Genomic DNA, 21,934 nt, shown 5'->3' on the forward strand with positions numbered 1-21,934 from the left:
TTTCGGTCATTCACCAGGAGGAAGTGGCTGGCTACTTAGGGCTCCATCGTCGATATCTCGAAGCCAGTAACTATTCTCGTCCATCGTCTTTCGGTTCGCCAGACCATACGAGAGAATACGAGGGAAACGGGTAGGCGAACCACCCGCTAACATATTGATTTCCTGTCGAAAACGACGGCCCTCCGGGCCCACCATAACCTTTGATTTCGTTGCCGAAAATTGAGCGAGGCCAGAAACTTCCGGGCCCGTTGACGGGCTGGGGCAAAAGGCGATCCCCGCGTTTGCTCCCGTCAAGTTGGAGGCGCAGCACCATCGAGTGACTAACCACCATTGCCCGGACGACACAAGCCTACACTGGCGCTGCATGCCCATGCTGGAGGCCAAACTCGGGGCCGCCACTTGTTACCGCTCGCTTCCGGCCGCTGCTCCAGATTGTTGGGGCAGCATCTTATGAAGCGAGGTGAATAGCAGACGGTAACGAGTTGATGCCATTGACCTCCAAGGTTTGTTAGATCGCCGGCTCGGACCTGGAGGGCATGCGCCTCTGACCTCCTGGGAATCGGTCAAGATGCGCATTGCGCTCGCCCGTTCAACGTCATCGCGCCCCACGAAGGAGTTCAAGAACATAGGTCTTGGCGCCCCGTACCGCCGCCTCCAACGGCAGACCTTGAGCTAACGATGCTGCGATGGCGCTGGACAGCACGCAGCCGGTGCCACGCATCCCCCGATGGACGCGAGGCGCTTCGACCCGAACTGCGCGACGGTCCGGCTGCATGAGAACGTCATTCGCTTGATCTCCGTGCGCGTGCCCGCCCTTGACGAGCACGGCGGTCCGCACCGTCGCCAACAGGTCCTCGCCTTGAACGCACGCGCCTTCTTCGTCCTTCGCAGGGTCTGCTCCCACCAGCCTTGCGAGCTCGATCAGGTTGGGGGTCACGAGCCGGCAGAGCGGCATCAGATCACGGCGCAACACGTCGACGGCATCGTCCTCCAGCAACCCGCGTCCCGAGGTCGAGGCAAGCACAGGGTCGAGGACCACCGGCACCTTCGGATGGGCCGCCAGGACAGAGCCGACCGCCTCAATGGCTGCCGCGGTCCCCAGCATGCCGATCTTGACCGCTGCGACCGGATTGGCAGCAAAGGCAGCGCGCATCTGGGCGGCGATAAGCTGCGGCGGCATCTGCTCGATGTGTTCGACGGCCGAGTGCGTCTGGACGGTCACGGCCGTGACGGCGAGGCAACTGCGCAGTCCAAAGGCGGATACGGTCTCGACGTCTCGGGCTGTTCCCGCGCCGCCACTTGAATCGCAGCCGGCGACGATCAGCACATGCGGCGTCAACGCCATTGGGCTGTCGCCGCCAGCCATTCAGCTGTCCGCGCCTCGGGGTGCGTGTTGCGGGCGATGTCGGTGACGACCGCCGCACTTTGGGCGCCGTGGGCGAAGAGACCGGCAACGCGCTCGACGGTGAGCCCGCCGATGGCCACAAGCGGAATATCGCCTAAGCGCTGCTTCCAGGCGGCGATGCGGTCCAGCCCCTGCGGAGCCCATTTCATCGCCTTGAGAATGGTCGGGTAGATCGGTCCGAGCGCGACATAGTCCGGCTCGGCTTGGAGCGCTGTTTCGAGTTCGGCGCCGTCGTGGGTGCTGAGGCCCAGCCTCACGCCCGCCCTGCGGATCGCCTTCACATCAGCCTCCGCCAGATCTTCCTGGCCGAGGTGAACGAAATCGCAATTTTCCTCGATCGCAACACGCCAGTAATCGTTGACGATGAGCTGGCAGCCGTGGCTGTCACAGACTGCCTTCGAGGCGCGAATTTCTCGGCGCAGCGAAGCTTCGTCCTGGTCCTTAATGCGCAGCTGCACCAGCTTCACGCCGAGCGGCACCAGACGTTCGATCCAAGCGGCGGAATGGACGATCAGGTAAAACGGATCGAGCTTCATGAGAATGCTGCCATGCCGATGACGGGGGTGGAGGGAACGGCCATGTCGCGCGGCTCGAGCAGGCCGGCGCAATAGGCCTCGCGGCCGGCCTCGACCGCCTTGCCGAAGGCCGCCGCCATGGCAACGGGATCGCCGGCCCTGGCGACGGCGGTGTTGAGCAGCACCGCGTCGTAGCCGAGCTCCATCACGGCCGCGGCATGCGAGGGCCGGCCGATGCCAGCATCGACAATCAGCGGAATGCCGGGGAAATGGCCGCGCAGGCTTCGCAGCGCATCGGGGTTCTGCGGCCCGCGTGCGGAGCCGATCGGCGCGCACCAGGGCATCAAGAGCCTGCAGCCGGCGTCGAGCAGGCGCTCGGCAACGATGAGGTCGTCGGTCGTGTAGGGAAACACCTCGAAGCCTTCAGAGGCAAGGATCCTTGCGGCTTCCACCAATCCGAATACGTCGGGCTGCAGCGTATCGTGGTTGCCGATCACTTCGAGCTTGATCCAGTCAGTGCCGAACACCTCGCGCGCCATCCGCGCCGTGGTGACCGCTTCCACCACCGAGTGGCAGCCGGCGGTGTTGGGCAGCACGCGAACGCCGAGCGACTGGACAAGCGACCAGAACTGGCCGCCGGCTTTGCCGCCTGAGGTTTCGCGGCGGAGCGACACGGTGACGATCTCCGTGCCGGACGCTTTCACCGCCTCCGCCATGACGGCAGGCGAGGGGTAAAGCGCGGTGCCCAGCAGAAGGCGGGACGAGAGTTTCTGTCCATGGAACTCGAGCATGGGATCAGCCTCCCTTCATCGGCGAGAGGATTTCGATGCGGTCGCCATCGGTGAGCCGGCAGCGGTCCCGTTCCCTGGCCGGTACGACGTCACCGTTCCGCGCGGTTGCCAGCCAGCCGCCTTGGAAATCGAGTTCGCTGAGCAGCGCGGCAAGTGTTTCTGCTGCGACTTCATGGGCTTGGCCGTTAACGGTGAGCTTCAAGGGCAAACTCCTTTGCTCCAGGATCCCAGGATGAGGTCGGCTGCCCGCCGCGCCATGGCCGGCGCGAGCAGGAAGCCGTGGCGGTAGAGGCCGTTGATGCGAATATTCCCCCCGTCGCGCTCGACGCGAGGCAAGTTGTCGGTGAATGCGGGACGCACGCCAACACCGGTTTCGACCAGCTCGGCTTCGCCGAAGGCCGGATGCAGCGCATAGGCGGCGCCGAGCAGCTCCATGGTCGAGCGCGCGGTGATCGGGCCTTCGGTATCGCACTCGATCATCGTCGCGCCGACCATGAACAGGTTTTCCGCGCGGGGCACGACATAGACGGAGACGCGCGGATGCAGCAGCCGCACCGGGCGGGCCAGCGAGATCTCGTGCGTTCGCAGGATCAGCATCTCGCCGCGCACGCCGCGCAGTTCCGGTCGCCTGTCACCGCTGCCGGTGCAGTCCACCTCAATATCCTGAGATGCCGGCGCCGAGTTGCGGCCGAACTCGACGCGCGCGCCCATCCCGCGCAGCTTGTCGCGCAGGGAAAGCAGAGCCGTCCGTGGGTCGAGATGCGCTTCCTCAGCGAAGAACAGCCCGCGCCCGAACCGGCCCTTGAGCGCCGGCTCGAGTGCCGCGATTTGGCTGGCGTCCAACTGCCTGAAGCCGGATGTGCGGCGGCCGAAGCGGTCGAGTTCGCCGGCATCGCGGGCAGACGCCAGCACCAGCGTGCCGCGGCGCGCGACATGGCCGGGCAAGGCGGCGTCCCACCAGTCGGCTGCGCCGCGTCCGAGCGTCAGTACGGTCGCTTCGGCGTTCTCGCGCTCGCACCAGGGCGCGAGCATGCCGCCAGCCTGCCAGGAGGCATTGCCGGCGATCTCTAGCCGTTTCTCGACCACGGTCACATCGGCGCCGCGCGTTGCCAGCTCGTGCGCGAGCGTCAATCCGGCAACGCCAGCGCCGCGAATGAGCACCTTCATGGCGTGTCCGTGCGCTCGGGGGTGCTGTCGAGCGGCATATAGAGATCGCCGCCGTCGCGGTACTTCGCAGCCATGGCCGCGAGCCCTTCCTTCTGCGCTTCCGCGCGGATGTCGTGCGAGATCCGCATCGAGCAGAATTTGGGACCGCACATGGAGCAGAAATGCGCCACCTTGTGCGCCTCCTTCGGCAGGGTTTCGTCGTGGAAGGCGCGCGCCGTCTCCGGATCGAGCGACAGGTTGAACTGGTCCTCCCACCGGAACTCGAAGCGCGCCCTCGACAGCGCGTCGTCCCTGACCTGGGCGGCCGGATGGCCCTTGGCGAGGTCGGCGGCATGAGCGGCGATCTTGTAGGTGATGACGCCAGTCTTGACGTCGTCGCGGTCGGGCAGGCCGAGATGCTCCTTCGGCGTGACGTAGCAGAGCATCGACGTTCCGAACCAGCCGATCATCGCCGCGCCGATGCCCGATGTGATGTGGTCATAGCCCGGCGCGATGTCGGTGGTGAGCGGCCCGAGCGTGTAGAACGGCGCTTCGCCACAGACCGCGAGCTGCTTGTCCATGTTTTGCTTGATCTTGTGCATCGGCACGTGGCCGGGGCCCTCGATCATCACCTGGCAGTCCTTGGACCAGGCGATCTTGGTGAGCTCTCCGAGCGTTTCCAGCTCGGCGAACTGGGCCGCGTCATTGGCATCGGCGATCGAGCCGGGGCGAAGGCCGTCGCCGAGCGAGAACGCCACGTCATAGGCCCGGGCGATGTCGCAGATCTCCTCGAAATGCTCGTAGAGAAAACTCTCCTTGTGGTGATGCAAGCACCATTTGGCCATGATCGAGCCGCCGCGCGACACGATGCCGGTGACGCGGTCGACGGTGAGCGGGATATAGGGCAGGCGCACGCCGGCATGGATCGTGAAATAGTCCATGCCCTGCTCGGCCTGCTCGATGAGGGTGTCGCGGAACACCTCCCAGGTCAGTTCCTCGGCGACGCCGCCGACCTTCTCAAGCGCCTGGTAGATCGGCACCGTGCCGATCGGCACCGGCGAATTGCGCACGATCCACTCGCGGATGTTGTGGATGTTGCGCCCGGTCGAGAGGTCCATCACCGTGTCGGCGCCCCAGCGGATCGCCCACACCATCTTCTCGACCTCTTCGGCCATCGACGAGGTGACGGCGGAGTTGCCGATATTGGCGTTGATCTTGACCAGAAAATTGCGGCCGATGATCATCGGCTCGCTTTCCGGGTGGTTGATGTTGGACGGGATGATGGCGCGGCCGCGCGCCACCTCGTCGCGCACGAATTCCGGCGTGACGAAATCGGGGATCGCGGCGCCGAAGTTTTCGCCCTCGCGTTGGAGTTTCGAACGCAACTGCTCCCGGCCGAGGTTCTCGCGGATGGCGACGAACTCCATCTCAGGCGTGATGATGCCGGCGCGCGCATAGGCGAGCTGTGTGACGGCGCGGCCGCCGGCCGCGCGCAACGGTCTGTTGCGAACCGGGAATTCCGGCGTCAGGCGATCGGCTGAGACGAAGCCGTTGTCTTCCGGCTTGATCGTGCGGCCCTCGTAGCGCTCCACGTCTCCGCGCGCCTCGATCCATGCCTCGCGCAGCCGTGGCAAGCCACGCTCGATGTCGGTTTTCATCGCGGTGTCCGTGTAGGGACCGGACGAGTCATAGACCGTGACCGGCGGCTCGCCGGCGCTCGGGTGGACCGAGATCTCGCGCATCGGCACCCGCAGCTCCGGGTGGAGCTGACCGGGTTTGTGGACCTTCTTCGAAGCGGGCAATTCGCCGACGGTGACGGTCGGGGTGTGGGCATTCATGAGTGAGCCTCCTTGCTCGAGTGCACGGAGACCCAGTCCACGCGATGAGGAGGAAGTGACGCTTCGCTTAGGATGCGGGCACTGCCCGAATGCCGAAGCCGGATTGCCGACCCGCGAAGCTTCGCACCGTCCCTACGCCAGTATGAACTGGATCAGGTTCAACGGGTCACTGCGCGCTATTAGCAGTATCTCAGCCCCTTGCCGGGACTCCCCTGGTGAGGCGCCTAGGTTGGACGATGCGACGCTATCCTGTCAACTCGACTTCATGACTTCTCCAGCCTCGAACAAGCGACGAGAAGCGGCGCAGCCACGCAGCTTTGATCGAGCATCTCTTACATCGACGCCCATTGAGCCACGACCCGGCGCGCGTCGAGCTGGCAGTCGGGGCCCACTTGTCATCCGCCAAGGAAACGCTTTTGCGATCCCTTGTGGCGGCGGATTGAAGAACGCATTTTTCGCCTCGAAGAGCATCTGTTCGGCGTCCACGGACGCTGGTTCGATTTGTTCAGGACCGAGTTATTGCGCAGCCGTAAGGGTCGAGTTGCAGCGTTCCTTCAACGGCCTTGCCCGTCAGCAGGTCAAGGCCCTTTGGGACGTTGGGTACGATCACGGCGACTTCCGTGGTGTTCAGCACGAACATCAGCCGGCGGTCGTCGGCTTCCCTGACAGAGACCTCCACCCCGGCAGGCAGGTCGGGCAGCAAAGGCGCTATACCGGCTTTGGCCAGCACGACATCGACAAGCTTCTCCGTCAGTTGCGGCGTGAGATACGTGCCGACATAGACAACCCGACCTTGCCCGACCTTGCGGGCGGTAATTGCCGGAGAGCCGGCGGCGAAGCGGTTCGACCAGATGCCGAGCACCTCGGTGTCAGGCGCTACATCAAGCACCTCGTACAAATGCGCAGCCTGGAATTCTTCATTGCCAAGGGTGAACAGGTATTTGCGTTCCGCGGACGAGGCCGGGAGCGGCGGCGGTGCATAGGCGCCCATCGGAGCCGGACGAAACAGCGAAAACAGGCCGCTGCCGCCTTCGGGAACGACGCGGCCGAACTCCGCCACCCTGACGCCGCTCAGGGCTGCAAGGGCCTTGCCGGGCGCCTGCTCGCGAATGATGTGGTTGTTCTCGTCCCTCGTCGCGCTCAATGCCGACAGGATCAGCGTACCGCCGTTGCGGACGAATGTTTCGACAGCCTCGTTCCATTCATCCTTCCACATCACCCAATGCGGGACGTAGAGCGCCTTGAGCCGCGAAAGATCGTCTTCGGGATGAATGAACCCGCATGCAATGCCGTTCTGATAGCAGTGGCGATGAAGCAGCGTCGCGTCTTCGAGCGGACTGGGGAGGCCGATCGGATAGGTCTTGTGAGCCTCCTGGTTGTCGAAGTCCGCGCCGGCGATGCCGAGGTCCATGCGCACTGCGGTGCCAAGAATCTGCTCCTTCGCGGCGGCGATCTCATGGAAGAAGCGGCTTGCCTCGTCATAGCGGCGGCGCGGCACGTCGTCGTGATCGATGACGCCCATCCAGTAGATCTCGGCGCCGAAATGCGCGGGACGCCAACGAAAGAACATGACACCGTCGGCGCCGCGCGCCACCGAGGTCATGGCCATGCGACGCATCTCGCCGGGCTCCGGCGTCATCGTCGAGAAGCCGGGCTGGCTGCCGAAGCCTGAGGCCTGCTCCGGAACGATGAAGTTGCCGGAATAGGCGCGGCATATGTCGAGATGGAGGGCCTGGGTCGCCGCATGCCCGCCGGTTCGGCGCATCTCGTCATAGAGCATCGGATAGATGTCGAAGCCGATGAAATCGAGATCCTGTCCGAACTGACCGCGGAAGTCGATGTCGGCAAGCTGGCCAAGATTGTGGAAGATGAACCAGTCCGGATTGGCGGCACGCAGGATCTCGACCTGGTCATGTTGGAAGGCGGCGGTCGCTGCGGCCAGAAAGCGATGGTAGTCCTGCACATGGCCGGGGCTGGGGTAGGACGGCATGAGCGGTCTCGGCAGGTCGATCTGCGAGAAATCGTCGTAGGCCGTCGCCCAGAAGTGGCCGCCCCAGGCGAAGTTCAGCGCCTCGATGGTGCCGTAGGCCTTCTGCAGGTATTTCTGGAACTCCAGCCTTGTCGAAGGCGCGAACCATTCCGACACCGTGGTGTTGAGCTCGTTGTCCGTCTGCCACCCGATCACACGCGGGTTGTCCCGATAATGCTCGGCCATGGCGCGGGTGATGCGGCGGCTGTGGGCGCGGAATACCGGGCTTGTGGTGTCGGCATGCTGGCGCGATCCGTGGCTCGAGGCCCGCCCATTTATGTCAACGCGCAGCACTTCGGGGTAGTTGACGGTGAGCCAGCGGGGAGGGGTGGCCGTCGGCGTGCACATAATCGTGTCGATCCCCGCTCGGCCGAGAAGTTCGATCGCCCGATCGAACAGGCCGAACTCGAACTTGCCTTCGCGGGGCTCGAAAATGTGCCAGGCGAACTCTCCCATCCGCACCGTGTTGACGCCGGCGGCGGCCATGCGCTCGGCGTCACGCTGCCAGCAGCCTTCGTCGACATGTTCGGGGTAATGAGGTGCTCCGAGCAGAAAGCGGTCAAGATTGAGGGGCCGCCATACGGATAGCGGAGCGGGCTCTTTGCGGTTCATGCGTATGGGACTTTCGAAATTTCGAGGTTCAGATCGAGGCGACGGGTTTTCTTGGCGTGAGCGTGCGGCCATCGGGGCCGAAGAGGTAGGCGTCGCCGGCTTCGAAGCCGACCTGCAACGCGGCGCCGACGCCGAGGGTAGAAACCTTGTTGAGCTGAAGCGTGAAATTGCCGGTGCCGCTGTCGGAATTGGTCGTCTGAAGCGGAGAGCCGTCGACGTAGAGGACAGTTTCGCGCCCCAACTGCTCGACCAGACGGACCTGGCTGGAGAAGGCCGGCATTACGTCGTCGCTTGGCTCGACGACACGCAGGGCCTCCGGACGAATGCCGATGGTCACGGCATCACCAGCCGAAAGGCCGCCGGCGTCGATACCATCCAAGGTGATGGCAGGGAGGCCGGCGGCGGCTACCGAGACGCTGGATGCCTCGACGCTCACTGCTTTCGCTTCGATGAAATTCATGCGTGGCGCGCCGAGGAAGCCCGCGACGAAAATGTTGGCAGGGTTGGCGTAGAGCTCCAGCGGCGAGCCGACCTGCTCGATCCGGCCCTTGTTGAGGACCACGATCCGGTCGGCCATGGTCATCGCCTCGACCTGGTCGTGGGTGACGTAGATCATCGTCGATCCAAGCTGCGCGTGCAGGCTCGAAAGTTCCACTCGCATCTGAGTGCGCAGCGCGGCATCGAGGTTCGACAGCGGCTCGTCGAACAGGAACACCTCGGGCGAGCGGGTGATCGCGCGACCGATCGCGACGCGCTGGCGCTGCCCGCCCGACAATTGCTTCGGGCGCTTGTCGAGCTGCTCCTCCAGACGCAGGATCCGTGCTGCGCGTTTGACGGCAGCGTCGATCTCGGTCCTGGGCCGGTTGGCCATCCGCAGGCCGAAGCCCATGTTCTCGGCGACGGTCATGTGTGGGTAGAGTGCATAGGACTGGAAGACCATTGCGATGCCGCGGTCGCCGGGCTCTTCCCTGGTGACGTCGCGCCCGTTGATCACGATGTGGCCGGAGTTGATGGTTTCCAGCCCGGCGATCGTCTTCAGCAATGTCGACTTTCCGCAGCCGGAGGGGCCGACCATGACGACGAACTCGCCCTTTTCGATCGTCAGGTCGACCGTCTTCAGGGCATGGTAGCCGGCATAGTGCTTGTCGACTTTTCGCAATTCCACGCTGCTCATTTCGAGGCGCCTTTCCGTGCGTGTCGGGTGCGGCAGGGTTCGCGGATCATCCCTTGACGGCTCCCATGGTGAGGCCGGCGACAAAGTGCTTCTGCATCATGAAGAACATCACGACCGGGGGCAGGGCGACGAAGATCGTGGCCGCCGAGACGATGTTCCAGGCCGATGTCCATTCGCCGCGCAGATTGTTCAAACCTGCGGTAACGGGTTTGACCGCGTCACTCTGGGTAAGGACGATCGCCCAGAAATAGTCGTTCCAGACGAAGGTGAAGGTGAGGATCGCGAGTGCCGCCAGTGCAGGCCGGACCAGCGGAACAACCACGTGGCGCAATGTCTGGAACGGCGAGGCGCCTTCGGCGCGCGCCGCCTGGAACAGTTCGCCCGGGAGAGCGGCGATGAAGTTGCGCATGAAAAGCGTGGCGAAGCCGGTCTGGAAGGCAATGTGGAAAACGATCAGCGCATAGACGGTGTCGTAGAGACCCAGCCTCACCATCAGGTCGCGGACCGGGATCATCATGATCTGCGCCGGCAGGAAATTGCCACCGACGAAGAGGGCGAAGATGAGGTTGGAGCCACGGAACTGGTAGCGCGACAAGACGAAGCCGGTCAGTGTCGACAGGATGAGAACGCCGATGACGGACGGAATGGTGATCAGCAGGCTGTTCAGGAAAAAGCGCAGCATGGCGGTCTGGTCGAAAACCGCCTTGTAGTTGTCGATCAGGCTGAATTTCTGCGGCCAGCCCCAATAGTTGCCGGCCATCAGCTCCTCGTTGGAACGGATCGAGGTCAGCATCACGGCGAGCAGAGGCAGCAGCCACAGGATCACGACCAGGGTTACACCACCTAGATAGAGGGCTCGCTGGATCCTGGCGTTTTCGGGAATGGGGCGCGGGTACATCAGGCGTTGCTCCGCTCGGCCTTGATGAGGCCACTGAGATACCAGGCGATGAAGACGATCATGATCACGAACAGCACGGTGGCGATCGCGGCGCCGTAGCCAAAGCGGTAGGAAAAGATCGACTCCTGATACATCTGGTAGGCGAGCACGGTGGACGAGCCATAGGGGCCGCCACTGGTCATGACCGCGATCAGTCGAAGGAGCGCAGCGCACCGATCACCGTCACCGCGATGGCGATGAAGCCGACCTGCGACAGTTGCGGCAGGACGACATGGCGCAACATGCGCCAGCCGCGCGCACCGTCGACGCGTCCGGCGGCGATCAGATCGTCGTTGAGGCTGTTCAGTCCCGCCAGGAACAGGATCATGCAGAACGCGATCTGTGGCCATAGACCGGCGGCGGCTACCGCGAAGGTGACGAAGGTCTCGTCTGAAAGCAGCGCCGGGGCGGTACCGCCAAAGGCGCCGAAGAGAAGCTGCAGCAACCCGAAGTTTGGATCATAGACCCATCCGAACACGACACCGACGGTGACGGTCGCCAGCACAAGCGGCACGAAGAACAGCGACTTGAGGATGCGCATGCCGCGGATCTGCTGATTCACGATCAGCGCAAGCGCCAGGCCGGTCGGCGGCGCCAGCATGAAGATCAGCAGCCAGATTACGTTGTTCTTGAGCGAGACGTAGAACTGCGGATCGTCGGCCAGTTCGACATAGTTGGCGAGCCCGACCCAGGTCTTGGCGCCAATCCCATCCCAGTCGTGCAGCGAAATCCAGACCGTCTCGATGGAGGCGGCAAGGATCACCGAGCCGAACAGGATGAGGCCCGGCAGCAGGAAAAGTACCGGCGTCAACCAATGACGATTTCTGCGCCAGACAGGAGGCATGGCGTTCCATCCGAAAAAAGAGAGACGGGAGCCGCCGAAAGGCGGCGCCCGTCAGCCAGGGAGGATCAACCGAAGATTCTCTTGCGGGTTTTTTCGAGGCGCTTGAGGATCTGCTCACGTCGCTCAGGCTTGACCATGAATTCCTGCAGCCCCGCCATCCCTTCCTGGGCCATGTCCGGATCGGTGTCGCGATCGTAATATTGCGATGTTCCAACCACTTTCTTCAGTTCCTCGACCGCAGCATTGACCAGCGGGTCCTTGCTTGGCGGGCAGTCGTTGCGAGGCGGGATGGCGCCTTCGGCGGCGAGGAATGCGCCCAGATTTTCCGGCTTGTAGAAATAGGCGAGGAAGTCGCGCGCACCCTGCTTGTTCTTCGCATTCGCCGGAACGTGGATGGAGTTGACCGAAAAATCCTCGTAGCGGGCGACCCCGGGAACGATCTCGGGAAATGGCGCGTAGGCAAGCTGAGGCAAATCCGCTTCCGGAAAGGCGGATCGAACGAAGCCGCCCAGGTCCATCATTGCCGCCTTCTTTTGCGCTAGGGCAGCACCCGCCTGCTCCCATCCGAACGAACTGTGGCTCGGCGAGAAGAAGCCCGCCTTGATCAGATCGTTCCATTTGTCGAAGACTGGCGTCAACATCGGATCGGTGTAGGGAACTTTGCCGTCCATCAGCGCTATGTGCTTGTCGAGCCCGTTGATGCGCAGGTTCATGTGGTCGAACCAGCCGCCCGCCGGCCAAAGCTCCTTGGTGCCCATGCTGATCGGGATCATCTTCGCGGACTTTGCCGCCTCGCCGAAGGCGAGGAAGTCGTTCCAGGTCTTGGGCGGCGTCCAATTTTTTTCGGCGAAGACGTCCTTGCGATAGAAGAGGCCCCAGAGAAGACCTCCCATCGGCAGGCCATACTGCTTGCCGTCGACGGTGACCGCGCTTGTGGTGGCACCGAGTACGCTCTTGTAGTTCTCCTTGGCGAACAGATCGGAGATGTCGTCAAAAAGGCCCTTGTTGACGAAGGCCTTCATGCGGTTGCCGGAAAACCAGAAGCAGATATCCGGAGCGCCGACGACAAGATAGCTGCGGATTGCCGTCTTATGGGCCTCGTGGTCCATGTTGTTGATGACGATCTTGGTGCCTGATTTTGCCTCATACTCGCTCGCCAGCCGCTGCAGGATCTGGCGTTGCTCGACATTGCTGAGGTTGGAAATGATGGTGATTTCCTGAGCCTGCGCCAAGGCCGGGAGGCAAAGACCAGTCGCCGAAGCGGCGAGTGCCGCGCCAGTGCCCTTGAGGAAACGGCGCCTTGTTGTGGTTAACGCGGAAAAGTCGGTGGTCATGGCTTCTATCTCCTCCCTGAGAACAGCCGGATTCCAATTGAACCATGCGAATTCGTAGCGTATGGATGTCAGCATGGTCAATACTTAATTTACAAAATTAATTATGAGGCAGGAATGAAGCTCAAAGGCGATCAGCAAACGGCCCGCGCGATCAACCGGCGGCTGATCCTGAACCTGCTGCGAAGGCAAGGTGCTATAAGCCGCGCCGAAATCGCCTCTGTTACGGGCCTCAGCCCCGCGGCGGTGACGTTCGTCGTGTCTGAATTGCTCGAGGAAAATATTCTGGTGGAAGGGGAGGCGAGTCTTGGCGCGCCGGGACGTCGACCTATCCCGATCAATATAAACTACGCCGGCAGGCTTGTGGCCGGGCTCAAGCTGAAGGTAGGCGGCATCGATTGTGTGCTGACCGATCTTGCCACGACTCCACTTGTTACGAAGCAGGTCGTTGTCCCCGATCTGTCGCCACAAAGTACGGTGGAGGCCTGCGCCTCGGCAGTCGAGGAGCTGGTTTCCGACCGCAGGGCACCGAAAGGCGCCCAGCTCAGCGGGATCGGCATCGCTGTACCAGGCGTCATCGATAACGGTGTCTGCCGGTTGAGCCACCGGTTCAATTGGGCCGATGTGCCGATCGCTGCGATGCTTGCCGAACGCGTGCGCGTACCCGTCTGGGCGGACGACGACACCAACGCATTTGCGCTCGCGCAACAATTGTTCGGACTTGGCCGGCATCATCGCACCGTCGGGGCCCTGGCCATCGGGGCCGGCATCAGCTGCGCGGTGGTCATCGATGGCTCTGTCCATCACGGCGCGAATGGCGCCGCGGGCAAGATGGGTCACTCGACATACGATCCGAACGGGCCGCCATGCGAGTGTGGCAGGCGCGGTTGCCTGCAGACCTTCTTCTCGGAACCGGCCCTGGTGCGGCGATGGAAGGAGGCCAGGCGACTCGCTGGTGAAGTGACGCGCCACGACATGCTGAACGCGGCCAAGACTGGAGACCGGGCAGCCATAGACCTGCTGCAGGAGGCAGGCGAGGGGATTGGACGATACCTGGGCGGTTTCTGCAATATCATCGATCCGGAAGTGATTGTCGGCGGGGGCGAAGCCGTCACCTTTGGCGACTATCTGTTCGGGCCAATGCGCGATGCATTGAAGCGTTATGCCATGTGGAACCCGCCACCGATTACACCCGATTGGGCAGACGATTCCTGGGCGCGTGGCGCCGCGGCGCTTGCGACCCAAAGGCTCTTCGACTTCGAAAGCAGCCCCGGAGAAATCGCCGGCACTGGGCTGCAACGATCAATGGTCAAGTAGCTGCAGGACCAAAGCGGCGTCCTCGTCCCGATTTCGGGCCTTCGTCTCTGCGCGCCTTTCCGTAGCCAACTGTTTGGAAAAGCGATGCTTGGCCGATGGATGAGGTTCGTGCAAAAGGGCGCCGGCCGAATGGAAGAAGACCGGCGCGAAGGTGCCGGTCTTGATGTCGTAACGAGCAGAGGAGGTCGGCGACCTCCGGTCTCGGATTGCCTGAGCAGTCAAGCGGCCTTGAGGTTCTTCAAGGCCTTTTCGAAGGCATCCTTGATCGGCATGGATACGTCTTCGGTGGCTCTCAACATCACCGCCTGCAGGGTCTTGGCCTGCTCGACGGAAGTGTCGATCTGTTTGTTCACGAAAGCGGCCTGCAGCTCGAAGAACTCGGACGGCGACTTCACGGCAACCAGTGCTTCCAGGTGAGCGAAGCCGGCTTCGGCATTGGCTTGCAGAGCTGCAATCGTCTTCAGCGACACCTCGTTGCGGGTGGTCTTGGCCACCTCAAGGGTCGACTCAAAAGCCTTTTGAGTCGTCTCGGCGTTCGATTCCAATTTGGAAAATGCTTCCTTCGCCTGCTCAATGCCCTGTTCGGCGACAGCGCGAACCTGCTCGGTAACCTTGTACGGCTCGTAAGTAGCGGATTCCGCGTTTTCGATCGTTTCGGTCTTGCCGGGGATCTTGGACATTTTCCATCCTTTTCCAGAGAGTGGCATTACACAAAGCCCCCCTGTTTCATCTACGAATTTATGAAGGGGCGAATTGCCGCTCGAGGGCACCACTGCGGCGGCCCGGCGCGCCGCTGGCGGCGATCGGTGCTAACGAGATTGACCGTCACCTTCTTCGACCCAAAAAGGAGCGGCCTCTTCGCAATCCATCGCTGCATTCGACCCTGGCGCGACCTTCTCAGTTATTCTTGTACAGCCAAGACTCCGTCTCATGCCAAAACGGCCAAGGCGTCGGCGAAGAAACGGTCGCCGCCGAAATTGCCTGATTTCAGGGCAAGCAGCAGCTCGCCGTGCGGGCTGCCGAGTGCACGCAGCGCTGGGACACCCGCGGCGATTTCGGGGCCCAACTCGAAGGCGGCAATGGCAAGCTGGTCCACGACGGCGCCGGACGTCTCGCCGCCCGCCACGACCAACCTGCGCACGCCGAGTTCGACCAGACCTTCGGCGATGGTCGCCAACGACTGCTCGATCGCATGACCGGCAGCGTCGCGTCCATGCCGCGCCTGCAGCGCCGAAACCACCTCGGGCGATCCGCTGCTGGCGATGAGGACGGGGCCATCGGCCAAGCGGGCGGCGGCCCAGGCGAGCGCACGGTGCGTCTCCGCCACTCCGCTCATCAGCCTTTCCGGATCGAGCCTCAGCACCGGCATCGTCTCTTCGGCGCGGGCAATCTGCGTCAGTGTCGCCCGCGAACAGCTGCCGGCGAGGCACGCCGCAGGCCCCTCGACCGGCCGCTCCCGCAGCACCGTCCGTTGATGGCGCCGCGCGGTGCCGGCGGCGACCAGGCCGCGGGCGAGACCCAGTCCCAGGCCGGACGCTCCGACCGACAGGCGTTGTGCCAAGGCTGCCGCGCCGATCGCTTCAAGATCGCTCTCAAAGACGGCGTCGGCGATTGCCGCTCCGGCTCCATCTTGGGAAAGCGCCGCGTTGCGCGCGCGGATCGCGTCTGCGCCGCGCGCGACCGTCGCGAGGTCGACCGACCCGACCGCTGCCATGCTCTGCCGGGCGAGTACGCGCACCAGATTGGCATCGCGCATGGGATTGAGCGGGTGATCCTTGAGCGGACTCTCGTTGAGCGGCACCGCGCCGACGAAAAGATTCCCCTGGTAGACGGTTCGGCCGGTTTCCGGAAAGGCCGGCGTCACCAAAACCGATTTCTCATCCACGTCGTGACGCAAGGCGTCCAGCACCGGGCCGATATTGCCGGCATCGGTGGAATCGAAGGTCGAGCAGATCTTGTACATCACATGCGCTGCCCCGCGGGCGCGCAGCCATTGGTCGGCCGCGCGAGCGCGCTCCACCGCCTGCGCTGCCGCAACCGAACGGATCTTGAGCGAGACGACAACCGCGTCGACCTCGGGAAGATCCAGACCTGCGGCCGGAATGCCGATGGTTTGAACCGTGCGAAGACCTTCCTTGGCGAGCGTGTTGGCCAGGTCGGACGCGCCTGTGTAGTCGTCCGCAATTGCGCCGAGGGCAAGGCTCATGGCGAAACTCCGATGCCAGCCTGGGGAAGGGGCTCGCCGGCAAAGGGGGCGAACCAGCCGAGCCCCTCAAGTGTCGTGCCGCTGGGCCGATATTCGCAACCGACGAAACCATCATAGCCCAGCCGGTCCAGTTCCGCGAAGATGAACCGGTCGTTGAGCTCTTCCGAAGTCGGCTCATGGCGGGAGGGCACGCTTGCTATCTGGACATGGCCAATGATCGGCAGCAGCCGGCGCAACGCCATGACGACATCGCCATGCAGGATCTGGCGGTGGTAGACATCGAACTGCAGCTTGAGGTTGGGCAGCGCCAGTTCGCCGATGAGCTGTTCGGCAAAGTCGAAGTCATTGAGGAAATAGCCCGGCATGTCGCGACCATTGATCGGTTCGATCACCAGATCGATGCCGCGATCGGCAAGCTTGCCGGCGGTCCAGAGGATCGCTTTGCGATAGGCATCCATGGCCGCCCTGTCCCCGCGAGCGGCGAGCCCCGACATCAAATGCAGGTGCTTCACGCCCGTGGCCTCCGCGTAGGGAAGGGCAGATGCCACGGCGGCCTGAAGCTCGGCGAACCGATCGGGCAAGGCGGCCAGTCCTCGCTCGCCGGCGGCCCAATCGCCAGGCGGCAAATTGAACAGAGCCTGGGTCAAACCGTATCTGCGAAGTCGCTCGCCGATCACCTCGGGCGTGTGCTCGTAAGGAAACAGGAATTCGACCGCACGGAAGCCGGCATCGGCGGCCGCCTGGAACCGATCCAGGAACGGCCACTCGCTGAACATCATTGTCAGGTTGGCGGCAAAGCGGGGCATGGGCGATCCAGTCTTCCTCAGGCCGATGTCAGGCCGGTTTGGCTAGGTTTGCGGGTTGTAGGCAGTTCGGTGCCGGTGATCTTTGCGTAGAGCCGGGCGACGGATGCGTCGTCGTCCCGGCCCATTCCAGCCGCCGAGGTCGCCAGGAACATCTGTAGCGCGGCTGCGGCCACCGGCACCGGGAATTTGGCGCTGCGGGCCATATCCTGAATGATGCCGAGGTCCTTGACGAAGATGTCGACCGCGCTGCGCGGTGTGTAGTCGCCGTCCAGCACGTGCGGCACCCGGTTCTCGAACATCCACGAATTGCCTGCGGAGGCAGTTATCACCTCGTAGACCTTGCGGATGTCCAGCCCTTGCCGGGCGGCAAATGCGATGGCTTCGCTGGCCGCCGCGATATGCACGCCAGCAAGCAACTGGTTGATCATCTTGAAGGCTGCACCAACGCCCGGCTCGTCACCGAGTTCATAGACGTTGGCGGCTATTGCATCCAGTGCCGGCCGCGCTCTGGCGAAGGCGGCAGGGCTGCCGGAGGCCAGAATGGTGAGCGCACCCTCGGCGGCGCGCACCGACCCGCCGCTGATCGGCGCGTCGAGATAGAGCCGTCCCGTCGCTTCGAGCGGCGTGGCAAGGCGGCGCACCGCATCGGGATCGATCGTGGCCGAGGAGACGAAAACCGCGCCCTCGGCCATGGTTTCGGCGACGCCGTTCGTACCGAACAGGATGGCCTCCGTTTGCGCGGCGTTGACGACCACCGACACGACGACGTCGGCACCTTCAGCGGCCTCGGCGGGGCTTGCCGCGCCTCGACCGCCCGCGTCGACGAGCCGGGCGATGGCCGCGGCGTCCACGTCGAAGCCAGCCACTTCAAACCCGGCCCGCCTGAGCGACATGGCCATGCCAAGTCCCATGGAACCGATGCCGATCAGGGCGGCCCGGTTCGTCCTTGCTCCGGCGGGGTTTTCCTTGCTTCGATCATAAACGGTCATCACGGAGATCCTTATTCGAAACGCAATCCGGTTTAGCGATTGACCAGCTTGGGTGGCGTCGTCAGCACCAGGACCGCGCCGAGCACCAGGATTGCGGCGAGCGCATACATGCCGACCTGCGTTGCGCCGGTCAAATCCTTCAGGTAGCCGACGAGATACGGGCTAACAAAGCCGGCCAGATTGCCGACCGAATTGATGAGCGCAATGCCTGCCGCGGCACCTGTCCCGGCGAGAAATGACGTCGGCAGCGACCAGAACAGCGGCGCACAGGTGATCGCTCCGGCCGCTGCAACGGACAGGAAGGCGATGGCGATCGTCAGATTCGAGCTGGCGGCCGCGACGACGAAACCGACGGCCCCGAGCAGTGCCGGAACGACCAGGTGCCAACGGCGCTCGCGATGCCTGTCAGCGCTGCGGCCGAACAGATTCATGACCACGACGGCACAGATGAAGGGGATCGCGCTGATCAGTCCGATATTGAAGTTTCCGGTGATGCCGGTCGCCTTGACCAGGGTCGGCATCCAGAAGGTCAGCCCGTACTGGCCCATCACGAAGGTGAAGTAGATCAGGCACATCAGCCAAACTCGGCGATCGCGGAAGATACCGGCTACCGAATGCCCACTCTCCTTGTGACGCTCCTCGCGTGCGATCTCCTCTTCCAGGGCCTGCTTTTCCGTTTCGCTCAGCCACTTGGCCTGACGAATGCCGTTGTCGAGGAAGAACAAGACAGCGATGCCGAGAAGGACGGCTGGAACCGCCTCGATAAGAAACATCCATTGCCATCCGGCGAGGCCGTGGGCGCCATCGAACGAATCCATGATCCAGCCGGAAAGAGGATTGCCCAATATGCCAGAGACCGGGATCGCGGACATGAACACCGCGATGATCTTGGCCCGGCGATGCGAGGGATACCAGTAGGTGAGGAAAAGGATGATCCCCGGGTAGAACCCGGCTTCGGCGACGCCCAGCAGAAAGCGCAACAGGTAGAATGTCGGCGCGGACGTGACGAACATGAAGCCAGCTGAGATCAAACCCCAGGTGATCATGATGCGCGCGATCCACATGCGCGCGCCGACCTTGTGAAGAATGACGTTGCTTGGCACCTCGAAGAGAAAATAGCCGATGAAGAAGATGCCGGCGCCGAGGCCGTAGACGGTCTCGCTGAAGCCGAGGTCGGCCGACATCTGCAGCTTGGCGAAGCCGATGTTGACGCGGTCGAGATAGGCAACGACGTAGCACAGCATCAGGAACGGCACGATGCGCCAGAAGACCTTGCTGTAGGCGGTCCTCCTCGTTTCGATTTCAGCTACGGCTTGCGCCGGTAGCGCAGGTGTAAGCACGGTCATTGGTTCCTCCCTTGACTGTGAATGGGGTGTCAGCGCGCCCCGCCGGTGGCGGTTTTGGCAGCGCTTGCGTAACCGGATAACATGGATTGGCAGCGCTGCCAACGAAAAAGTGGCAGCGCTGCCAACAATTGTTTGAAAAGGTTGCCGCGACATGGCAAAAGAGATGGACGGAAGCGAGGACGGTCCAGTGCGACGTCGCGCTCCAGCGGGGAGATCGAAAGTGGCCGACGAGCTGGCCGACGGCACGCCGACGGGGACGACGACCCTTACCGATGTCGCACGCGCGGCCGGCGTCGGCGAGAGCACCGCCTCGCGCGTGTTGCGCGGGCACGGTTCATTTTCGGCCAAGACACGCGAGAGCGTCCTCAATGCCGCGAGAAGCCTCGGCTATGTGCCGAACCGCATCGCCGGCACGCTGGCCTCGACCGGCTCCAAGCTGGTCGGGATCGTGATACCGTCGCTCAGCAACATCGTCTTTCCGGACATGCTGCGCGGCGCCAACACGGTGCTGGTGGGCGCCGGGTTCCAACCTGTCGTCGCGGTGACGGACTACGAACAGGGCCGCGAGGAAACCCTCGTCGAGTCGCTGCTTAGCTGGCGTCCGGCGGGCATGATGGTGGCCGGGCTCGAACACACCGAGCGTACCGTGGCCATGCTCAGGCACGCCCGCATCAGGGTCGCCGAACTGCTCGATTCCGATGGCGATGGCATCGACATCGTCGTCGGTTATTCCAACCGCGAGGCGGGAGGCGCGAGCGCGCGTCATCTGGTCTCGCGCGGCTATCGGCGCATCGGCTATGTGGGCCACGATCTCAGCCGCGATCTGCGCGCCGCCAAACGGTTCGCCGGATTTCGCTCGGCGCTCGCAGAGGCAGGCCTTGAAGTCGCCGCGGAAGAAATCATTCCCTCATCTTCGTCGATCGAGGCCGGGCGCGAGGGTCTCGGCCGGCTGCTCGGGCGCGCCCCCAATCTCGATGCCGTCTATTTCTCTAACGACGACATGGCGATTGGCGGTTATTTCCATTGCCTTGCCCGCGGCATCGCCATCCCCGGCCGGTTGGCGATTTTCGGCTATAACGGCCTGGACGTCGCCCGCGCGGCGCCGCAACCGCTTTCCACCATCCGGACGCCACGCGTCGCGGTCGGAGAGACCGGCGCCCGGCTGGTCTGCTCCGACGGGCCGCCGACGAAGATCGATCTCGGGTTCGAACTGATCGAGGGAGCCACAACATGAGCGAGGCCAAACTTCGCGAAGAGATATGCCGCTTCGGCCGTTCCCTATTCGAGCGCGGGCTGACACCGGGATCATCGGGCAATATCAGTCTGCGGCTCGATGACGGCGGCTGGCTTGTGACGCCGACCAACGCATCGCTGGGCTTTCTCGATCCGGCTCGCCTTGCCAGGCTCGATGCGCAAGGGCGGCTCGTCGCGGGCGATGCGCCGACCAAGGAAATCCCCCTGCATACCGCCCTCTACGAGACGCGGGCAGCAGCGCGTGCGATTGTGCACCTGCACTCAACCCATGCGGTGGCCGTCACCATGCTTCCCGAGATCGATCCCAAGTCGGTCCTGCCGCCAATGACGCCGTACTATCTCATGCGCGCCGGACAGACGGCTTTGGTGCCATATTTCCGTCCCGGAGACCCTGCGGTAGCCGATGCAATCAAAGGGCTCGCTGGACGCTACTCTTCGGTGCTGCTCGCCAACCATGGTCCCGTTGTCGCGGGCGAGACGCTCGAGGCAGCGGTATTCGCTACCGAAGAGCTGGAGGAAACGGCAAAGCTCTATCTGCTTCTGCGCGGCCTCAACCCCCGCTATCTGTCACCGGAGCAGGTCAGCGACCTGGTGCGGACTTTTGGGCTTTCGCTGCAGGAGCATGGTGCGCACGACCACTGAGACCCGATTTCGACCTTCGTGAGGCGCTCCTGGATTGCATAGGTTGGGGGGTATTACCTGAGCATGTTGCTAAGGGCGTGCGCTTGTTGAAGATGTCCTGACGGCCTGCAGCCTTACGAGATACAGGGCTGGCCGCTACCGAGTTGCGGTCGAGATTGCTTGTCTCCACGCGCCGTTCGGCACTAGACGTTCCGGCGGCGGGCGGACATTCGCCCCGGACCGTCGCTGTCTATCGGTCGCGTTGCGGTCAGGCCGGCTTCGATGGACCTGAGAAGCTCAAGCGCGGCATTGAGCTTGCGTGTGTCGCCGCCGGCGGCCTCGGATACGGCAGTTGCCCACTCCTTGCGCACCAGGGCGTAATTGTGGGCTCCCCGCCGGGTGCGATGGACGCTGACGCCCCGGCGATCTTGCGGGTCGACATGGCGCTCGATCAGCCCCTTGCCTTCCAGGTCGCGCAGCACGGTGGAAACATTGGTGCGCTGCAGCCCGGTCGCCGTCGCGATCTGGCTGGGCGTTGCGGAAGCGTGCGCAACCAGGTGGCGCATCACCATGCCCTCCGATTGTGACAGCGACAGCGCTCTCTCGTCCCTGTAACCGCGAAACTGAATCTCACGGGCAATGATGAGGATGAGGTCGGCCAGGTCCTCCCAGCGAACAGCCGGGGGAGCTTTGCGTGCGGATGATTCCGGGTCGGTTTCCATAGGGCGGAGTTTACAGACCTCAAGATCTCCTTGCGCTTTACGGCACCGACG

Annotated in this window: 19 protein-coding genes, 1 pseudogene and 1 riboswitch; of the genes and pseudogenes, 3 read left to right on the forward strand and 17 right to left on the reverse strand. The window is 63.4% G+C overall.

Annotation, left to right across the window (positions count from 1 at the left end):
• Nucleotides 1–595 precede the first annotated feature (595 nt).
• The 11 genes and pseudogenes from EOA79_RS04060 to EOA79_RS04110 all read right to left on the reverse strand — a co-directional run bounded on the left by EOA79_RS04060 (nucleotide 596) and on the right by EOA79_RS04110 (nucleotide 12,625).
• Entirely contained in the window at nucleotides 596–1,345 is a 750-nt protein-coding gene (locus tag EOA79_RS04060; protein WP_095826185.1) for a hydroxymethylpyrimidine/phosphomethylpyrimidine kinase, read from the reverse strand.
• Nucleotides 1,336–1,941 (reverse strand): thiamine phosphate synthase, encoded by a 606-nt coding sequence (locus tag EOA79_RS04065; protein WP_127334764.1) that lies wholly within the window; start codon nucleotides 1,939–1,941, stop codon nucleotides 1,336–1,338. The genes EOA79_RS04060 and EOA79_RS04065 overlap by 10 nt, the downstream gene beginning before the upstream one ends.
• Nucleotides 1,938–2,711 (reverse strand): thiazole synthase, encoded by a 774-nt coding sequence (locus tag EOA79_RS04070; RefSeq protein WP_095826152.1) that lies wholly within the window; start codon nucleotides 2,709–2,711, stop codon nucleotides 1,938–1,940. The genes EOA79_RS04065 and EOA79_RS04070 overlap by 4 nt, the downstream gene beginning before the upstream one ends.
• A gap of 4 nt (nucleotides 2,712–2,715) precedes the next feature.
• Nucleotides 2,716–2,913 carry a sulfur carrier protein ThiS gene (gene thiS / locus EOA79_RS04075; RefSeq protein WP_095826153.1) on the reverse strand — a complete coding sequence of 66 codons (198 nt, stop codon included), beginning with the start codon at nucleotides 2,911–2,913 and terminating at the stop codon, nucleotides 2,716–2,718.
• Nucleotides 2,910–3,878, reverse strand: coding sequence for a glycine oxidase ThiO (thiO, locus tag EOA79_RS04080; protein WP_095826154.1), 969 nt, complete (start codon nucleotides 3,876–3,878; stop codon nucleotides 2,910–2,912). Before thiO ends, thiS begins: the two co-directional genes overlap by 4 nt.
• The gene (gene thiC, locus EOA79_RS04085) at nucleotides 3,875–5,695 is read right to left on the reverse strand and encodes a phosphomethylpyrimidine synthase ThiC (protein WP_095826155.1); all 1,821 of its coding nucleotides are present in this window, start codon (nucleotides 5,693–5,695) and stop codon (nucleotides 3,875–3,877) included. The genes thiO and thiC overlap by 4 nt, the downstream gene beginning before the upstream one ends.
• A gap of 111 nt (nucleotides 5,696–5,806) precedes the next feature.
• Nucleotides 5,807–5,919, reverse strand: a riboswitch (TPP riboswitch).
• A gap of 281 nt (nucleotides 5,920–6,200) precedes the next feature.
• Nucleotides 6,201–8,336: a beta-galactosidase gene (locus EOA79_RS04090; RefSeq protein WP_128292875.1), complete on the reverse strand. Its 2,136-nt coding sequence runs from the start codon at nucleotides 8,334–8,336 to the stop codon at nucleotides 6,201–6,203.
• A 28-nt stretch (nucleotides 8,337–8,364) separates the two neighbouring features.
• Nucleotides 8,365–9,510: a sn-glycerol-3-phosphate ABC transporter ATP-binding protein UgpC gene (ugpC, locus tag EOA79_RS04095; protein ID WP_127334766.1), complete on the reverse strand. Its 1,146-nt coding sequence runs from the start codon at nucleotides 9,508–9,510 to the stop codon at nucleotides 8,365–8,367.
• Between the two features lie 46 nt (nucleotides 9,511–9,556).
• On the reverse strand, nucleotides 9,557–10,408 hold the full coding sequence (locus EOA79_RS04100) for a carbohydrate ABC transporter permease (protein ID WP_095826158.1): 852 nt from the start codon (nucleotides 10,406–10,408) through the stop codon (nucleotides 9,557–9,559).
• Nucleotides 10,408–11,291: pseudogene (locus tag EOA79_RS04105) on the reverse strand (sugar ABC transporter permease). The gene EOA79_RS04100 and the pseudogene EOA79_RS04105 overlap by 1 nt, the downstream one beginning before the upstream one ends.
• A 65-nt stretch (nucleotides 11,292–11,356) precedes the next feature.
• The gene (locus EOA79_RS04110; protein ID WP_095826186.1) at nucleotides 11,357–12,625 is read right to left on the reverse strand and encodes an ABC transporter substrate-binding protein; all 1,269 of its coding nucleotides are present in this window, start codon (nucleotides 12,623–12,625) and stop codon (nucleotides 11,357–11,359) included.
• 114 nt (nucleotides 12,626–12,739) lie between these two features.
• Between EOA79_RS04110 and EOA79_RS04115 the strand changes: the two genes are divergently transcribed.
• Nucleotides 12,740–13,939 carry an ROK family protein gene (locus EOA79_RS04115; protein ID WP_095826160.1) on the forward strand — a complete coding sequence of 400 codons (1,200 nt, stop codon included), beginning with the start codon at nucleotides 12,740–12,742 and terminating at the stop codon, nucleotides 13,937–13,939.
• Between the two features lie 218 nt (nucleotides 13,940–14,157).
• Here EOA79_RS04115 and EOA79_RS04120 read toward each other — a convergent pair whose 3' ends face one another.
• From EOA79_RS04120 to EOA79_RS04140, 5 genes are all read right to left on the reverse strand, one after another.
• Entirely contained in the window at nucleotides 14,158–14,619 is a 462-nt protein-coding gene (locus EOA79_RS04120; protein ID WP_095826161.1) for a phasin, read from the reverse strand.
• Between the two features lie 248 nt (nucleotides 14,620–14,867).
• A complete protein-coding gene (gene otnK, locus EOA79_RS04125) occupies nucleotides 14,868–16,145 on the reverse strand; it encodes a 3-oxo-tetronate kinase (protein WP_095826162.1) in 1,278 nt (425 codons plus the stop codon).
• Nucleotides 16,142–16,951 (reverse strand): 2-oxo-tetronate isomerase, encoded by an 810-nt coding sequence (otnI, locus tag EOA79_RS04130; protein ID WP_127334767.1) that lies wholly within the window; start codon nucleotides 16,949–16,951, stop codon nucleotides 16,142–16,144. The genes otnK and otnI overlap by 4 nt, the downstream gene beginning before the upstream one ends.
• A 17-nt stretch (nucleotides 16,952–16,968) precedes the next feature.
• Entirely contained in the window at nucleotides 16,969–17,940 is a 972-nt protein-coding gene (gene ltnD, locus EOA79_RS04135) for an L-threonate dehydrogenase (RefSeq protein WP_095826164.1), read from the reverse strand.
• 32 nt (nucleotides 17,941–17,972) lie between these two features.
• Nucleotides 17,973–19,286, reverse strand: a complete 1,314-nt coding sequence (locus EOA79_RS04140) for an MFS transporter (protein ID WP_067320488.1) — start codon at nucleotides 19,284–19,286, stop codon at nucleotides 17,973–17,975.
• Between the two features lie 220 nt (nucleotides 19,287–19,506).
• Between EOA79_RS04140 and EOA79_RS04145 the strand changes: the two genes are divergently transcribed.
• Both EOA79_RS04145 and EOA79_RS04150 read left to right on the forward strand, forming a co-directional pair.
• Nucleotides 19,507–20,520 carry a LacI family DNA-binding transcriptional regulator gene (locus EOA79_RS04145; protein ID WP_245322509.1) on the forward strand — a complete coding sequence of 338 codons (1,014 nt, stop codon included), beginning with the start codon at nucleotides 19,507–19,509 and terminating at the stop codon, nucleotides 20,518–20,520.
• Nucleotides 20,517–21,182: an aldolase gene (locus EOA79_RS04150; RefSeq protein ID WP_095826166.1), complete on the forward strand. Its 666-nt coding sequence runs from the start codon at nucleotides 20,517–20,519 to the stop codon at nucleotides 21,180–21,182. Before EOA79_RS04145 ends, EOA79_RS04150 begins: the two co-directional genes overlap by 4 nt.
• Before the next feature lie 182 nt (nucleotides 21,183–21,364).
• Here the strand turns inward: EOA79_RS04150 and EOA79_RS04155 are convergent, their stop codons facing one another.
• Nucleotides 21,365–21,883 carry a MarR family transcriptional regulator gene (locus EOA79_RS04155; protein WP_095826167.1) on the reverse strand — a complete coding sequence of 173 codons (519 nt, stop codon included), beginning with the start codon at nucleotides 21,881–21,883 and terminating at the stop codon, nucleotides 21,365–21,367.
• Nucleotides 21,884–21,934 lie beyond the last annotated feature (51 nt).

The organism is Mesorhizobium sp. M1A.F.Ca.IN.020.03.2.1 (genome assembly GCF_004023205.1).
Taxonomy (GTDB): Bacteria; Pseudomonadota; Alphaproteobacteria; order Rhizobiales; family Rhizobiaceae; genus Mesorhizobium.

Coding starts and splice junctions, on each gene's coding strand:
- ugpC (WP_127334766.1), bottom strand. CDS start 9,510: ATGAGCAGCGTGGAATTGCGAAAAGTCGACAAGCACTATGCCGGCTAC.
- EOA79_RS04150 (WP_095826166.1), top strand. CDS start 20,517: ATGAGCGAGGCCAAACTTCGCGAAGAGATATGCCGCTTCGGCCGTTCC.
- EOA79_RS04110 (WP_095826186.1), bottom strand. CDS start 12,625: ATGACCACCGACTTTTCCGCGTTAACCACAACAAGGCGCCGTTTCCTC.
- EOA79_RS04115 (WP_095826160.1), top strand. CDS start 12,740: ATGAAGCTCAAAGGCGATCAGCAAACGGCCCGCGCGATCAACCGGCGG.
- EOA79_RS04060 (WP_095826185.1), bottom strand. CDS start 1,345: ATGGCGTTGACGCCGCATGTGCTGATCGTCGCCGGCTGCGATTCAAGT.
- EOA79_RS04155 (WP_095826167.1), bottom strand. CDS start 21,883: ATGGAAACCGACCCGGAATCATCCGCACGCAAAGCTCCCCCGGCTGTT.
- EOA79_RS04100 (WP_095826158.1), bottom strand. CDS start 10,408: ATGTACCCGCGCCCCATTCCCGAAAACGCCAGGATCCAGCGAGCCCTC.
- EOA79_RS04140 (WP_067320488.1), bottom strand. CDS start 19,286: ATGACCGTGCTTACACCTGCGCTACCGGCGCAAGCCGTAGCTGAAATC.
- EOA79_RS04120 (WP_095826161.1), bottom strand. CDS start 14,619: ATGTCCAAGATCCCCGGCAAGACCGAAACGATCGAAAACGCGGAATCC.
- otnK (WP_095826162.1), bottom strand. CDS start 16,145: ATGAGCCTTGCCCTCGGCGCAATTGCGGACGACTACACAGGCGCGTCC.
- ltnD (WP_095826164.1), bottom strand. CDS start 17,940: ATGACCGTTTATGATCGAAGCAAGGAAAACCCCGCCGGAGCAAGGACG.
- EOA79_RS04065 (WP_127334764.1), bottom strand. CDS start 1,941: ATGAAGCTCGATCCGTTTTACCTGATCGTCCATTCCGCCGCTTGGATC.
- EOA79_RS04090 (WP_128292875.1), bottom strand. CDS start 8,336: ATGAACCGCAAAGAGCCCGCTCCGCTATCCGTATGGCGGCCCCTCAAT.
- thiO (WP_095826154.1), bottom strand. CDS start 3,878: ATGAAGGTGCTCATTCGCGGCGCTGGCGTTGCCGGATTGACGCTCGCG.
- otnI (WP_127334767.1), bottom strand. CDS start 16,951: ATGCCCCGCTTTGCCGCCAACCTGACAATGATGTTCAGCGAGTGGCCG.
- EOA79_RS04070 (WP_095826152.1), bottom strand. CDS start 2,711: ATGCTCGAGTTCCATGGACAGAAACTCTCGTCCCGCCTTCTGCTGGGC.
- thiC (WP_095826155.1), bottom strand. CDS start 5,695: ATGAATGCCCACACCCCGACCGTCACCGTCGGCGAATTGCCCGCTTCG.